Raw genomic sequence first — 15,025 nt, 5'->3', positions numbered from 1 at the left:
TCAGCCCGCTCCGCTGTCCGTGGATTCTTCCAAGGGCGCTTGCTCGTCCGGAGCGATTGGAACACTGCTGTTTTGCTCAGACAGCTCCGCCACCTTCATCTCCAGATATCCATTGTAGATATTCATAAACTGCAGCGCCATATCCAGCATATCACTGTTCAGGCTCTGGAAGAACATCCGGTCGCGATCTTCCCAGTCTTGGTGGCGCAGGCGGTGCTGTTTAAAAATCTCCCGGCCATAGGGTGTCAAACGGTAATAGATCTCCTTCTGGTTGCTGGGCAATTGGTAGGACTGGATGGCGCCCTTGGAGACAAGCCGCCGCAAAATCTTGAAAAAATAATGTCTTTCTTAAGGATTCCTTGAATTTTTTCTGCTAAGCTGAGAGGCAAAGAAAAGAAGAGAGAAGGTACGTTTCATGAGCAGCTATCTGGAAGCGCTCCGGCAGGCGGCCATTCTGTTCCCCATTCTGGCGGTGCTGTTCACTGTCCCCTACATCGCGTTCAACTACCATAAGTACGGCTCCGTGCTCAGCATGCGCATCCTGGTGGTGTACTCCTTTGTGCTGTATCTCCTGTGCGTATATTGTCTGGTGATCCTGCCCCTGCCCAGCAGCGAGACGGCGGCCACACTCCATGGACATAAGGCCCAGCTGATCCCCTTTGCTTTTGTGGGAGATATCCTCCGCACCTCCCACGTTGTCTGGAACCGTCCGGAGACCTGGGTTTCCCTCTTCACCTGCGGGGCCTTCCTGACCACGGCGTTCAATCTCCTGATGACCATGCCCTTTGGCATGTATCTGCGCTACTACTTCCGCTGCGGCTGGAAAAAGACGCTGGTACTCTCCGCGCTGCTGTCCCTGTTTTTTGAGCTTACCCAGCTCACCGGGCTCTACTTCATCTATCCGGGCAGCTACCGCATCTTTGATGTGGACGACCTGATGGTCAACACCTGCGGCAGCATGATTGGATACCTGATTGCCGGAGCGGCGGCCAAAATCCTGCCCACCCGGGAGAAGATAGACCGGGCCAGCTTTGACCGTGGGCGGCGGGTCTCCTTTCCGCGGCGGCTGGTGGCGCTGCTGTATGACGGCGTTGTCCTGGCGGTGGCCGTGGTGCTGGCAAATCTGGTGTCCACAGCATTCCGCTGGCAGGTCCATCTGCCCGAACCGGCGGCGGAGCTGCTCTGCCTGGCCTATTTTGCCCTCTGCCCCCTGCTGCTGGGCGGCAGCACAGTGGGGCACCGCCTGACCAGAATGAGACTGGTCACAGCGGGAGGACAGCCGCCCAGGTGGTATCAGTACCTCCTCCGCTATGGGTTCCTGCTGGCCGCGGTTCGCTGGAGCCTCCCAGCGCTCCGGTGGCTGCTGGACCGGCTGGAGGGCTGGGGGCTGATGCCGGAGCTGGCGGGGCTGGTCATGGGCGGCGCTGCCGTGGTAGGGTATGTGGTGTTTTTGTTCCTGACTCTGGCCCAGATGATGGGGGGCGAACCGGCGTTTTATGAGCGCTGGTCCGGGACCCGGCTTGTAAGCACAGTGCCGGAGAAGGAACAGTCCTCAGGAACATAAAAAACGGCGGCAGCGCATTTCATGCGCTGCCGCCGTACTGCGGTGTTATTCGGTTACAACCTCGCCGGTGAGCACCTGATGGGCGTCCACCGTGAGCTCGCCGTTCCGGCAGTCCACGGTGATGGTGTCGCCCGGGGAGACCTGATCGGCGATGATCTTGCGGCTGATAAGGGTCTCTACCGTGTGCTGCACAAAGCGGCGCAGGGGCCGGGCACCGTAGACAGGATCGTAGGAGCTGTCGATGACGAAGTCCTTGGCAGCCGGGGTCAGCTCCACGGTGAGCTGCTTGTCGGACAGGCGCTGGTTCAGGTCGGCCACCAGCAGGTCGATGATGTGGGTGATGTTGTCCTTGGTCAGGGGCTTGTAGAACACAATCTCGTCCAGCCGGTTGAGAAACTCGGGGCGGAAGGAGTGTTTGAGCAGGTCGTTGACCTGGTCCCGGGCGGTCTGGCTGATCTCGCCGTTGGCGTCAATGCCATCCAGCAGGAACTGGCTGCCCAGGTTGGAGGTGAGGATGATGATGGTGTTCTTGAAGTCCACGGTGCGGCCCTGGCTGTCGGTGATCCGACCGTCGTCCAGCACCTGAAGGAGCACGTTGAATACGTCGGGATGGGCCTTCTCCACCTCGTCGAAGAGGACCACGGAGTAGGGGTGGCGGCGGACGGCTTCAGTCAGCTGGCCGCCCTCCTCATAGCCCACGTATCCCGGAGGCGCGCCGATGAGACGGGAGACCGAGAACTTCTCCATGTACTCGCTCATATCGATACGCACCATGTTCTTCTCGCTGTCGAACAAAGCCTCTGCCAGGGTCTTGGCCAGTTCGGTCTTGCCCACGCCGGTGGGGCCCAGGAACAGGAAGGAGCCGATGGGCTTATTGGGGTCGGCGATACCGGCGCGGCTGCGCAGGATGGCCTCGGACACCAGGCGCACAGCTTCGTCCTGGCCGATAACCCGCTTGTGGAGAATGTCCTCCAGGTGGAGCAGCTTCTCCCGCTCGCCCTCCATCAGCTTGGCCACGGGGATGCCGGTCCAGCGCTCAATGATGCGGGCGATCTCCTCCTCGGTGACCTTGTCCCGCAGCAGGGAGTCCTCTTTGCCCTGCTGGGCCAGAGCCTCCTCAGCCTCCAGCTGCTTGCGCAGCTCGGGGATCTTGCCGTACTGCAGCTCGGCGGCCTTGTTCAGGTCGTAGGAGCGCTGCGCCTTTTCCAGCTGGGCGTTGGCCTGCTCCAGCTCCTCGCGGAGCTTCTGCACCTTGCCGATGGCGTTTTTCTCATTCTCCCACTGGGCCTTCTTGGCCTTGAACTCCTCCCGCATGTCGGAGAGTTCCTTCTGGATCTCGGCCAGATGCTCCTGGGAGATCTTGTCGGTCTCCTTCTTCAGGGCGGCCTCCTCGATCTCGTGCTGGATGATCTTCCGCTGGATCACATCCAGCTCAGTGGGCATGGAGTCGATCTCGGTGCGGATCATGGCGCAGGCCTCATCAATGAGGTCAATGGCCTTGTCGGGGAGGAACCGGTCGGTGATATAGCGGTTGGACAGCGTGGCGGCGGCGATGATGGCGCTGTCGGTGATTTTTACGCCGTGGTACACCTCGTACCGCTCCTTCAGGCCGCGGAGAATGGCGATGGTGTCCTCCACGCTGGGCTCGTTGACCATAACGGGCTGGAACCGGCGCTCCAGGGCGGCGTCCTTCTCAATGTACTGGCGGTACTCGTTAAGGGTGGTGGCGCCGATGCAGTGGAGCTCGCCCCGGGCCAGCAGAGGCTTGAGCAGGTTGCCGGCGTCCATGGCGCCTTCGGTCTTGCCGGCGCCCACGATGGTGTGCAGCTCGTCGATAAAGAGGATGATCTTGCCCTCGCTCTTCTTTACCTCGTTGAGGACGGCCTTCAGCCGCTCCTCAAACTCGCCCCTGTACTTGGCGCCGGCAATCAGGGCGCCCATGTCCAGGGCAAAGATGGTCTTGTCCTTCAGGGAGCCGGGCACATCGCCCTTGACGATACGCTGGGCCAGGCCCTCGGCGATAGCGGTCTTGCCTACGCCGGGTTCGCCGATGAGGACGGGGTTGTTCTTGGTCTTGCGGCTGAGAATACGAATTACGTTTCGGATCTCATCGTCACGGCCGATGACCGGGTCCAGCTTGTTCTGACGGGCCCGCTCCACCAGGTCGGAGCCGTACTTCTTCAGGGCGTCATAGGTCTCCTCCGGGTTGTCGCTGGTGACCCGCTGGTTGCCCCGGATGGAGGAGAGGGCCTGAAGAATGCTCTCCCGGGTAATGCGGTAGGTCTGGAAGAGGTGCTTCAGACTGCTGTTGGCGCACTCCACCAGGGCCAGCAGCAGGTGCTCCACGGAGACGTACTCGTCCTTCATGGAGGCGGCCACCGACTCGGCGGTGTTCAGCGCCTTGTCCACATCCTGGGCCACATAGATCTTGCCCTGCTCCCGGCCGGAGCCGGACACCCGGGGCAGCTTCTGGACCTCATTCTTTACAGCTGCGGCAAAGGAGGGGACGGTCAGGCCCATCTTGGTCAGCAGCTGGGGGATCAGGCCGTTTTCGGTCTGCAGCAGGGCCAGCATCAGGTGGGGCTGCTCAATCTGCTGGTTGCTGTACTCTGTGGCGATGGCCTGGGCCTCCTGGATGGCCTCCAGGGATTTCTGGGTATATTTGTTGGCGTTCATATAGTAAGTCACATCCTCTCAGGGGGTAAAACAAATTCTGACTGGGGAGGTGGAAGGATTCTCCGCATCCTGTCACTAATCTACTATTTTTCGCTCCCAAAGTCCATAACTTTTTCTGGGACCGGGGTGAAAAAGAAGGAAGAGAAAGGGAGCCGGTCAGCTTTGGCTGACCGGCTCCCGGGGCTTGCCGTTACTCAATGGCGATTCTCCGCGCCTCGGGAACCACGGGCTGGGCCTTGGGCAGGTTCAGCTCCAGCACCCCGTTGTTATAGGCGGCGGTGATGCCGGCTTCGTCAATACCGGTGATGTCAAAGGAACGGGAGAAGGAACCATAGCGGCGCTCACGGCGCAGGTAGTTGCCCTTCTCGTCCTTCTTGTCGCTGTCCTCCTTGTGCTCGGCGGTGATGGTGAGAATGCCGTCCTTCACGTCCAGGGTGATATCCTCTTTATTGAAACCGGGGAGCTCAGCCTCCAGCACATATTTGTCGTTGACCTCGCGGATGTCGGTGCGGAAGGCGGGCAGGGAAGTGTTGCTGCTGCGGAAGAAGTCACGGGCAAAGCTGTCAAAAGCATCGAACATATTGTCATTGCTGCGCTCAAAAGGAAGCATACCAAACATAGAAATCTCTCCTTTGGATTTAAACTTGGAATTCTGTCTTTGGGGACCATAGGACTTTGGCAGTCGTACTATTACTCTGCTAATCACGGGTACCACGCATACTGCAAAACCCCTTTCAGAGGGCTGAGCCTTATTCCGCTCAACGCTCTATCTCTTTTTCTGTCCCTAAGTATACTGCCGGTCTATGAACAAATATACAATAATTTATGTCTAAATTGTAAATGTTAGCACTCTTTTATCGAGAGTGCTAAAACGGGATAAAGAAGAAAAATGAGTGCTGATAGAAAAAGAAGAGAGGAGAAAACAGAGAAAAATGAGGAAAATTCCCCTTTACGGCGGGGAGAGTATCGATTATAATGAGGCGGAATGAGCCTGTCCGTGGGGACAGAGAAGGGGAGAGATAGCGTGCGGCATCAAAACGATCTGGGAAAGGACCCTGTCGGTCCTCTGCTTCTCCGACTGGCTATCCCCACCATGCTGGCCCAGCTGGTGAATGTGCTGTACAGCATTGTGGACCGGATGTACATCGGCAATATCCCGGATATCGGCACTGTGGCCCTGGCGGGCGTGGGGGTGTGCGGACCCATTGTGACGCTGCTCTCCTCCTTTGCCACTCTGGTGGGCCTGGGGGGGTCTCCGAACCTGGCCATGCGCATGGGGGAGGGCAACCGGGAGGAGGCACAGCGGGTGCTCAACAACGGCTTCCTGATGCTGACGGTACTCTCAGTGGCCCTCACCGCCCTGTTCCTTCTGCTGCGGGAGCCGCTGCTCATGTGCTTTGGCGCCAGCGAGGTCACGTTTTCCTACGCCAACACCTACCTGACCATCTACACCGCCGGCACCTTCTTCGCCCTCATGGCCACGGGTATGAACAGCTTCCTTATCTGTCAGGGCCGCTCCGGGCTGGGCATGATAACCGTGCTGGTGGGCGCGGTGATGAACATTGCGCTGGATCCGGTTTTTATCTACCTGCTGGGGCTGGACGTGGCGGGGGCAGCCATTGCCACCGTCATCTCTCAGATGTGCTCCTGCGCCCTGGTGCTCTTCTTCCTGCGGCGCAAATCCATGCCGGTGCGGCTGGGCTGGGGTGGATTCCAGTGGCGGGTCATCGGGCGCATCGCCAGCTTCGGGCTGACGCCCTTCCTGATTATTGCCACAGACAGCGTGCTTCTCATCGTCCTTAACGCCATGCTCCAGCGGTACGGCGGGCCGGGGGAGGGGGATATTCTGGTCACCTGCGGCACCATTGTCCAGAGCTACATGTGCATCATCACCATGCCCATGGGGGGCATCACCGGCGGCTGCCAGAGTGTGGTCAGCTTTAACTACGGCGCCGGACAGCCCGACCGGATCAAAAAGGCCATCCGGTATATCTGCGCCCTGTGTCTGGCCTTTACCGCGCTTATGACCCTCTTTACCCATACGCTGTCTCCTCTGTTTGTCCGGCTCTTTACATCGGACGCCGCCCTGATGGCCCGTACAGTGTCCTATATTAAGGTGTATACCTTTGGTATCATCCCTCTGGCGGTGCAGTATACTCTGGTGGACGAGACCACCGCCATGGGCCATTTGCGGCTGGCTCTGTTCTGCTCCCTGTTCCGCAAGGCTACATTCCTCGCCGGGACGGTGCTTTTCCCCATCCTGCTGACCGCCGACGCGGCCTTCTACGCCGAGCCGGTGTGCGATATTTTCTGCGCCGTTGTGACCACCGTGCTGTTCCTGCTGTTCTTCCCGAAAATGATTGCAGGGCGGATGGAAAGCCTGCGCCAAGTGCAGAAAAATGGGGCTGGCAGTTGATTTTATTGTCGAAACGTGGTAGAATACGCAGACGGTTCGGTCACAAATTTCCACTTTCGTGTCCGGAACAGGGCGCGAAGCAAATTTGCTGATTCAGAAATGGAGGACGAGCGCAGTGGAAAGGACGGAGCGCAGACGTGAGGGGCTGCTGGACTATCTGGCGGATAAGAGCGGCTGTGCATATCTCTCCGATTTGCGCATTCCCTCGTCGTCGGCGCGGCTGGAGCAGGTGCTCCAGGGAACACCTTGGGGTGTGTGGACCGCGGAGGCGTGGCAGGAGGCCGCAAATTATATTACCGGGAAAGACAGCGGAACCGGCGAGGCGGAGGCAAGAGAGATTCTCATTGCCTGGTGCAGAAATTGCCAATGCCGGACCAGAGAAGATTAAATCAAAAAACAGCGCTATGGCCCCAGCTTTAGGGGTTCATAGCGCTGTTTTTATGCCTGGAGAAATCAGCTCAGGAAGGAGGGACAGAACTGGCGTCTGCCCTGGGGAAGCAGGACGGTGAAAACCGTGCCCTCCGCCTCGCTGCTGGCCACGGAAATCTGTCCCCGGTGGGACTGAACAATGGCCCTGGCAATGGCCAGGCCCAGACCATAGCCGCCGGCCTCCCGGGTGCGGGCGCTGTCGGAGCGGTAGAAGCGCTCAAAGAGATGCTCCAGATGTTCCGGAGGGATGGCGGGTCCGGTGTTGCGCACAGTGAGCTTCAGGCGGTCGGCGGCGCGGCTGAGCACGACGGCCACAGTTCCGCCCGCGCCGGCGTACTTGCAGGCGTTGTCAAGCAGAATGTAGACCAGCCGGTGGAGCTGGCCCTCGTCGCCGCTGACGCACAGCCCGGGGCGGATATCGCTCTCCAGAGTCACGCCTGCCTCAAAGGCCACCGACTCAAAGGGCAGCAGACACCCCTCCGTCAGCTCGCTCATGTCCACCGTCAGCCGGGCGGAAGGCAGCCGGGCGGCGTCGCTCTTAGCCAGGAAGAGCATGTCCTCCACCAGGCCCTTCATCCGCCTGGCCTCCTCCTGGATGTACTCAATCCACTTGGCCTGAGTCCCCACGCTGTCCTCCCTGTGGGAGAGAAGAATGCCCGAGTTGGCCAGAATGACGGTGAGAGGGGTCTTCAGCTCGTGAGAGGCGTCGGCCACAAACTGGCGCTGCTGCTCCCAAGCCTTTTCCACCGGCCGGGTGGCCAGCTTGGAGAGAAAGAGGCTGATGAGGAAAAAGCCCAGCAGAGCCCCCGCGCCCACCAGCAGGGAGGACAGCAGCAGACCGCGCAGGTTTTCCCGCTCCCAGCTCCGGTCGGCAAAGGCGATGCGGGTCGTACCGGCCGGACTGGTCTCCACCATATACCGCAGGCCCAGCTTGTTCAGAACACCCTCCGGAGCGCCTGACTCCAGAGCTTGAGAGACCGCCTCCTCCAGCACCTGGTCGGACACAGACACGCTGTCCTGGGCATAGACGGCATCCACCTGCCCATCCTCTGTCAGAGAGACGCAGAAGACGGGGATCATCATCACCTGCTGAAATGCTCCGCCGCCCCGGTTTTCCCATTTTCCCGGCGCCGTCTCGCTGGAGGGAGAGAACTCAAAGCGGGGCGGCTCCCGATCTTCTCCCCACTCCAGAGACATGCGCATGGCGGCCAGGCTCTGCCCGGCCAGGCGCTGGGAGGTGGAGCCCATCAGCACGGCGAACACCACAATCAGCACCAGGCTCACCAGCGCCATGTTGGTGAGAATAAACTTGATTCTCAGCTTGCGGATCAAAATCCAATCACGCCCCCGACAGAGAAGTACAGCGCTTCTGCTTTAGCGCCCTTATACAGCCGGGTACTCCAGGAAATACCCCACCTTCCGCATGGTGCGGATCTGAACTACAGAGTCCAGAAAGGCCAATTTCTTTCGCAGGAAGGACACATAGACCTCCACATTGTTGTCCTCTGCGTCGGACTCCAGGCCCCACACCCGGGCAATGATATCGTCCTTGGGCACCACGGCGCTGGCGTTGGCCAGCAGCAGCTTCATAACCTCAAACTCCTTGAAGCCCAGCCGTACCGACTTGTCCCCCCGGCTCAGGCACCGGGTAGACAATGTCAGCGTCAGGTCGGCCACCGACATGGTCTCGCCCAGCACCTCGCCCTGGCGGCGGGTGAGAGCCCGGATGCGGGCCATCAGCTCCTCCGGGTCAAAGGGCTTGGTCATATAGTCGTCGGCGCCGCAGTCCAGCCCGGTGACCTTGTCGGACGTCTCATCCTTGGCGGTGAGCATGAGGACGGGGGTGGAATTGTGGGCGGCGCGGAGCCGCCGCACCACCTCGAAGCCGTTGAGACCGGGGAGCATCACATCCAGCACAATGACGTCATATTGGCTGGTGAGGGCGTAGTCCAGCCCATCGGAGCCGGTATATACCACGTCGGTCTGGTAGCGCTGCTCGGCCATAATCTGAGAGAGAGCCTCCGCCAGACGCACCTCATCCTCCACAATTAAAATCCGCATAGGGCTTCACACCTTTCTCCCGCTGAAAACCGGCAGCGGGTACTGTCATCCGGCAGACAATATTGTAGAGCGGCAACCTTTAATTTACCTGAAAATTATATCAGGGGCGAAGGAAAAGTCCAGTTCCCCACGAAACATTTACAGAGTGTTCATATTTCGGGCCTGGAGGGTTTGGCATAATTTCAGCCTTTTTCAGCGGCAGTTCTGAAGGCCCTGTCCCATGCGGCGGGAGAAGGGACGGACGGCCGTACCTTTTAAGCGGAGAAAATTTAATAAAAACTTTATTGCCCTGCCCTGCCGATGGATGGTAAAATAACATCTGCGTGGGTGGACCTTGCGGATGCCGCCCCGGTATCAACGGAGAAGCAGGGTGATTTGATTTTGGATATCATGCAGTGGCTGACCAGCGCGCCTGTGGGCGAATTTGTGTTTACAGTGCTGGTCTCCATGATTCCCATTGTAGAGCTGCGGGGGGGCATCCCCTTCGGCGTGGCAACCCTGGGCCTGCCTTATGGGGCGGCCTTTGTGGCGGCCATTATCGGCAACATGATCCCCGTCCCCTTTATCGTGGTGTATATCCGGCGGATTTTCCTCTGGATGCGCCGCCATCTGCCCCGGCTCAACAATCTGGTGGACAAGCTGGAGAAAAAGGCCCACCTGAAGGGGCAGAAGGTGACAAAATACAAGTACCTGGGCCTGATGATTTTCGTGGCCATCCCGCTGCCCGGCACCGGGGCATGGACAGGCGCACTGGTGGCGGCATTTTTGGATATGCCCCTGCGCAAGGCGCTGCCCAGCATCTTTGCCGGCGTGCTGCTGGCTGGGGGCATCATGAGCCTGCTCACCGTCTTTGGCGTCAACCTGTTTTCCTCTGTTCTGGCCTGAACGGGAAGGAAAAGCAGCTTTTTCTGAACGCCCTTCACCTCCCGCGCATAGGATATGGCGGAGGTGAGGGGCGTTGTTCTATGTAATTGGCAAGGCTGTGCTGGCCCTTTTGGCGGCGGCGGGGCTGCTGGCCGTCGGCTGGCTGCTGCTGGGGGCCATGGTGGCCCCGGTGGGGCGGGGAAGAATATACGCCGTGGTACCCGCCGGCGGAGACGGCGAGCGGCTGGAGCAGGAACTGGCCGGGCTGCGCTGGCTGGAGAAGGGCGGCATGGCCCGCTTTACCGTGATCATTGCCGACTGCGGCCTGACCGAACAGGGGCGGCGTCTGGCCGCTCTGCTGGCTGGGCGTGACAGCGGGACGATTCTCTGCGCCATAGAGCGCCTTCCCGCTTGCCTTCAGGAAGAAAAGCAGGTATGATATAGAATATAACATATGTACGAATGAGACCGACAGGATAGGGGAAGAGACGCCATGGGAGAAGAACAGCTCAACTGTATTGAGGGCACCGTTGAGGCCGTCATCTACCAGAATGAGGAGAACGGCTACACGGTGCTCCGGCTGGACGCGGGAGACCAGGGGGGCATCACCGTGGTGGGGTGCATCCCCGGGGCCGCGCCGGGGGAGAGCATCACCGTCCGGGGCAGCTGGATGCGCCACGCCGCCTATGGCGAGCAGTTCAAGGCCGAGACGGTGGACCGGCGGATGCCTGCCGGCGAGCGGGCCATCTTCGACTATCTGGCCTCGGGCGCTGTGCGGGGGATCGGCGCGGCCACAGCCCGGAAGATTGTGGAGGCGTTCGGCAGCGAGGCCCTCACCGTGCTGGAGGAGCACCCGGAGCAGCTGACCAAAATCCACGGCATCACCCGCAAGCGGGCCCTGGCTATGGGGGAGAATTTCCGCCTTCAGCTGGGCATGCGCCGCCTGCTGGAGTTTCTGGGGGACCACGGTCTGCCCCTCCAGCTGGCCATGCCTCTCTACCGGCGGTATGGAGACCGGACCCTGGAGGTGCTGCGGTCCAATCCCTACCTGCTGGTGGACGAGGAGCTGGGGGTCCGGTTCGACCAGGCCGACGAGCTGGCCCTGGACCAGGGCATGGAGGGGGACGACCCCCAGCGGCTGGAGGCCGGACTGCTCTTTGAACTGAGCCACAACCTGAACAACGGCCACACCTTCCTGCCCCGGCGGAAGCTGCTGGCCGCCACCGCCCAGCTGCTGGGCCTGGAGGATCTGGACACGCTGGGGGACGGCCTGGAGGCCCTCATCGAGCGGGGCGAGGTCATCCAGGAGGAGACGGCGGGGGAGGAGGCGGTCTACCTCTTCGACCTGTACGAGGCGGAGTGCTTTGTGGCCCAGCGGCTGGCCGAGATGAGCCGGGAGGAGCTGCTGCCCCCGGAGGACATGGACAGGGTGATTGACCGCATCCAGCGTGACCAGGGCATCACATACGCGCCCCAGCAGCGCTCCGCCGTGGAACTGGCGACCCGGTCCCAGGTGATGCTGCTCACCGGTGGCCCTGGTACCGGCAAGACCACCTCTCTCCGGGGCGTGCTGGCCCTCTTCGATCACATGGGGTTGGACACCGCCCTGGCTGCCCCCACCGGCCGGGCGGCCAAGCGGCTGGGGGAGCTGTGCGGCATGGAGGCCTACACCATCCACCGCCTGCTGGAGACCCAGTTTGACCCGGGCACCGGCAAGCTGGTGTTCGCCCATGACGAGTCCGAACCCCTGAAGGCGGACGCGGTGATTGTGGACGAGACCTCCATGGTGGACGTGACCCTGATGCGGGCGCTGCTGTCCGCCCTGCGGGGGGAGTGCCGACTGGTGCTGGTGGGAGACCCGGACCAGCTGCCCTCGGTGGGGCCGGGGAACGTGCTCTCCGACCTCATCCGCAGCGGACGGGTGCCCACGGTGCGGCTCACCGAGATTTTCCGCCAGGCCGCCCAGAGCGCCATCGTCATGAACGCCCACAGCGTCAACCGGGGCGAGCTGCCCGACCTGCACAACAGAGCCGCCAAGGACTTCTTTTTCCTCCGCCGCACCGACCCGGTGCGGGTGGCGGACACCATCGTGGAGCTGTGCAAGACCCGTCTGCCTGAAAAGATGGGCATCCCCGCCGATCAGATTCAGGTGCTCTCACCCACCCGGCGGCATACCACGGGCACCGCGTCCCTCAACCGGAGCATCCAGGAGGCGGTGAATCCGGCCCAGCCCGGCAAGGGGGAGCGCCGCTTCGGCGAGTACATCTTCCGGGAGGGGGACCGGGTGATGCAGGTGCGCAACAACTACGACATCATGTGGCGGGGCAAGGACAATACCGACACGGGCATGGGCATCTTCAACGGGGATATCGGCGTGATTATTAAAGTGGACAACCGGGACGAGGTCATCACTGTGGACTTTGAGGGGCGGACGGTGGAGTACACGCCGGATATGCTCTCCGAGCTGGAGCCCGCCTACGCCATCACAGTACATAAGGCCCAGGGCAGCGAGTACCGGGCGGTGATTCTGGCCGCCCTGGACGGCGCGCCCATGCTGCTCACCCGGGGCGTGCTCTACACCGCCATCACCCGGGCCAGGGAGCTGTTCATCATAGTGGGGGACGAGGGCAAGGTGGCCCAGATGGTGGCCAACAACCGCCAGCAGCGGCGGTATTCCGGTCTCCGGGCCAGGCTGGCCGCCGTTGAATAGCGGAAATTTTAAGCCGTAAAAATGCCGTAAGAATTAACTAGGAATTTGTGCAAAAGATATGCTTTGTCTACCGGAAGGAGACGAGGCATATGGAAAAGAATCATCTCAGCATTCGGACAGACAAGGCCATTCATGACAAACTCCAGTATATTGCAGCCTATGAAGGCCGCTCTATGAGTGGACAGATCCTGTACCTCATCAACACCTGTATCCGTGATTTTGAGAAGGAACACGGGCCTATCCGGCCGGAGGACCTGAAATGAGGGCGGGGCAGATTTTGATGGACCTGCTGTTCCCACCCAGGTGCGTGTTCTGCGGCCGGGTGCTGGGCACCGGGGAGCGGGAGATCTGCTCCCAGTGCCAGAGTACTCTGCCCTGGCTCACCGAGGAGGCGGCGGAACAGACGGGGGAGTTCTTTGAGAAGTGTGTCTCGCCCCTGCGCTATGAGAACTTTGTGCGGGATTCCATCCACCGTTACAAGTTCAAGGGCATGAGCCGGTATGCGGGCATCTATGGTATTCTGGTGGCTCAGTGCGTCCACGACCACCTGGCGGGGGCGTACGACCTCATCTCTTGGGTGCCCCTGTCTGACAGGCGCAAGAAGGAGCGGGGGTATGACCAGGCCTTTCTGCTGGCTCAGTCGGCGGCGGTGAACCTGAGCGACGCGGCGGTGGAAACGCTGCGCAAGCTGCGGGATACCGAGGCCCAGTCCGGGCTGGAGCACGACGAAAGCCGCCGGGCCAACGTATTGGGGGCCTATGCCTGCACCGAGCCGGAGCTGGTGGAGGGAAAGCGGATCCTCCTCATTGACGACGTAATTACCACCGGCTCCACCATCTCCGAGTGCGCCCGCACTCTGCTGACCGCCGGGGCAAAGGAAGTAGTGTGCGCCACCCTGGCCAGGGCCCGTTCCGGACGCTGACTGGACAATGTGCCCTGTATGAGAGAAAAAATTCCAATCCGGGCCAGGAAAATGTGAAAAATCTATAAAATTTGGGAAAAGCGTTGAAATAGCCCAACCGCCACATTATAATGTAGAGGATTAAGATATGGGATTCTGGTCCAAACTAAAAGAAATGCTAAAAAAGCTTAGAGGTGCGGGTATGTTCAGTAAAGATATCGGAATTGACCTGGGAACAGCGTCAATCCTCGTTTATGTAAAAGGCAAGGGCGTGGTGCTGCGGGAGCCCTCCGTGGTGGCCATGGACAAGGATACGGGCAAGCTCCTGAAGGTGGGCACCGAGGCGCAGCAGATGCTGGGCCGTACCCCCGGCAATATTGTGGCCATCCGGCCTCTCCGCGAGGGCGTTATCTCCGACTTTGATATGACCGAGCGGATGCTCAAGGAGTTTATCCGCAAGGCCGCCGCATTCCGGTTTTTCAAGCCTCGTGTGGTCATCTGCGTGCCCTCCGGCATCACCGAGGTGGAAGAGCGGGCCGTCATCGACGCGGGCATCCAGGCCGGCGCCCGCCGGGTGTATCTGATTGAGGAACCCCTGGCCGCCGCCATCGGCGCGGGCATCGATATCACCAAGCCCGACGGCCATATGGTGGTGGACATTGGCGGCGGCACCACCGACATCGCCGTTATCTCCCTGGGCGGCATTGTGGAGTCCACCTCCATCAAGATCGCCGGCGACCAGTTTGACGAGGCGATTGTCAAGTACATCCGCCGCAAGCACAATGTACTCATCGGCGACCGGACCGCCGAGGAGATCAAAATGCAGATTGGCTGCGTGTTTCCCCGGCCTGAGGAGCAGAGCTACGAGGTCAAGGGCCGCTGCCTGATGACCGGTCTGCCCCGCACCTTCACGGTTACCTCCAGCGAGATGATTGAGGCATTTGAGGAAGTTTCCACCCGCATTTTGGAGGCGGTCCACGGCGTGCTGGAGCGCACGCCCCCCGAGCTGGTGGCCGATATCTCCACCAATGGCATCGTCATGACCGGCGGCGGCAGCCTGGTCTGGGGCTTTGACAAGCTCATCGAGTCCCACACCGGCATCGAGACCCATGTGGCGGACGACGCCATCTCCTGCGTGGCCTATGGCACGGGCAAGAGCCTGGATAACGTGAGCGACATGCAGGACGGCACCATGAACCTGTCCCGCCGCAAGCAGATGAACTGAAATTGTGCTCCCTCTGGGGGAGGAAACGCCGGAATGCAGCTGCATTCCGGCGTTTTTGCATCGTCCCGGACGGGACTGCTTTTCTGACTTCTGGCTATTCTAATCGGCCGAGGTTTCTGTTATAATATCCATTGGACGGCGTACGCCGCCTGCCGAAAGCTGATATATTTTACCGGCAT

14 protein-coding genes are annotated in these 15,025 nt (G+C 60.6%); 9 read left to right on the top strand and 5 right to left on the bottom strand.

Going from position 1 to position 15,025, the window contains the following annotated elements:
* Entirely contained in the window at positions 1 to 249 is a 249-nt protein-coding gene (locus tag Q0K06_RS06070; RefSeq protein WP_294549931.1) for a hypothetical protein, read from the bottom strand.
* 166 nt (positions 250 to 415) lie between these two features.
* Between Q0K06_RS06070 and Q0K06_RS06065 the strand changes: the two genes are divergently transcribed.
* Complete coding sequence (locus Q0K06_RS06065; protein ID WP_294549930.1) at positions 416 to 1,564, top strand: VanZ family protein; 1,149 nt, start codon at positions 416 to 418, stop codon at positions 1,562 to 1,564.
* Positions 1,565 to 1,609: 45 nt separating this feature from the next.
* On the opposite strand, the gene clpB is transcribed toward Q0K06_RS06065, so the two are convergent.
* Both clpB and Q0K06_RS06055 read right to left on the bottom strand, forming a co-directional pair.
* Positions 1,610 to 4,240, bottom strand: a complete 2,631-nt coding sequence (gene clpB / locus Q0K06_RS06060) for an ATP-dependent chaperone ClpB (protein ID WP_294549929.1) — start codon at positions 4,238 to 4,240, stop codon at positions 1,610 to 1,612.
* A gap of 190 nt (positions 4,241 to 4,430) precedes the next feature.
* Positions 4,431 to 4,859, bottom strand: coding sequence for an Hsp20/alpha crystallin family protein (locus tag Q0K06_RS06055; RefSeq protein ID WP_294549927.1), 429 nt, complete (start codon positions 4,857 to 4,859; stop codon positions 4,431 to 4,433).
* A gap of 405 nt (positions 4,860 to 5,264) precedes the next feature.
* On the opposite strand from Q0K06_RS06055, the gene Q0K06_RS06050 reads away from it, so the two are divergent.
* Positions 5,265 to 6,656, top strand: a complete 1,392-nt coding sequence (locus Q0K06_RS06050) for an MATE family efflux transporter (protein WP_294549924.1) — start codon at positions 5,265 to 5,267, stop codon at positions 6,654 to 6,656.
* Between the two features lie 115 nt (positions 6,657 to 6,771).
* Positions 6,772 to 7,044, top strand: coding sequence for a hypothetical protein (locus Q0K06_RS06045; protein ID WP_294549922.1), 273 nt, complete (start codon positions 6,772 to 6,774; stop codon positions 7,042 to 7,044).
* A 65-nt stretch (positions 7,045 to 7,109) separates the two neighbouring features.
* Here Q0K06_RS06045 and Q0K06_RS06040 read toward each other — a convergent pair whose 3' ends face one another.
* Together Q0K06_RS06040 and Q0K06_RS06035 are read right to left on the bottom strand one after the other, a co-directional pair.
* Positions 7,110 to 8,417 (bottom strand): HAMP domain-containing sensor histidine kinase, encoded by a 1,308-nt coding sequence (locus Q0K06_RS06040; RefSeq protein WP_294549919.1) that lies wholly within the window; start codon positions 8,415 to 8,417, stop codon positions 7,110 to 7,112.
* A gap of 51 nt (positions 8,418 to 8,468) precedes the next feature.
* A complete protein-coding gene (locus Q0K06_RS06035) occupies positions 8,469 to 9,146 on the bottom strand; it encodes a response regulator transcription factor (RefSeq protein ID WP_294549917.1) in 678 nt (225 codons plus the stop codon).
* 390 nt (positions 9,147 to 9,536) lie between these two features.
* Between Q0K06_RS06035 and Q0K06_RS06030 the strand changes: the two genes are divergently transcribed.
* From Q0K06_RS06030 to mreB, 6 genes are all read left to right on the top strand, one after another.
* Positions 9,537 to 10,031, top strand: a complete 495-nt coding sequence (locus Q0K06_RS06030) for a small multi-drug export protein (protein WP_294549959.1) — start codon at positions 9,537 to 9,539, stop codon at positions 10,029 to 10,031.
* A 73-nt stretch (positions 10,032 to 10,104) separates the two neighbouring features.
* Entirely contained in the window at positions 10,105 to 10,449 is a 345-nt protein-coding gene (locus Q0K06_RS06025; protein ID WP_294549914.1) for a hypothetical protein, read from the top strand.
* Between the two features lie 54 nt (positions 10,450 to 10,503).
* Positions 10,504 to 12,720 carry an ATP-dependent RecD-like DNA helicase gene (locus Q0K06_RS06020; protein ID WP_294549911.1) on the top strand — a complete coding sequence of 739 codons (2,217 nt, stop codon included), beginning with the start codon at positions 10,504 to 10,506 and terminating at the stop codon, positions 12,718 to 12,720.
* Positions 12,721 to 12,809: 89 nt separating this feature from the next.
* Positions 12,810 to 12,983 (top strand): hypothetical protein, encoded by a 174-nt coding sequence (locus Q0K06_RS06015; RefSeq protein ID WP_198286291.1) that lies wholly within the window; start codon positions 12,810 to 12,812, stop codon positions 12,981 to 12,983.
* Positions 12,980 to 13,642, top strand: a complete 663-nt coding sequence (locus Q0K06_RS06010) for a ComF family protein (RefSeq protein WP_294549908.1) — start codon at positions 12,980 to 12,982, stop codon at positions 13,640 to 13,642. Before Q0K06_RS06015 ends, Q0K06_RS06010 begins: the two co-directional genes overlap by 4 nt.
* A 181-nt stretch (positions 13,643 to 13,823) precedes the next feature.
* Positions 13,824 to 14,846, top strand: a complete 1,023-nt coding sequence (mreB, locus tag Q0K06_RS06005; protein ID WP_294549906.1) for a rod shape-determining protein MreB — start codon at positions 13,824 to 13,826, stop codon at positions 14,844 to 14,846.
* Positions 14,847 to 15,025 lie beyond the last annotated feature (179 nt).

Origin of the sequence: uncultured Pseudoflavonifractor sp. (assembly GCF_944387805.1) — a bacterium.
GTDB lineage: Bacteria > Bacillota > Clostridia > Oscillospirales > Oscillospiraceae > Pseudoflavonifractor.
This window is presented reverse-complemented; position numbering and strand designations above follow the sequence as displayed.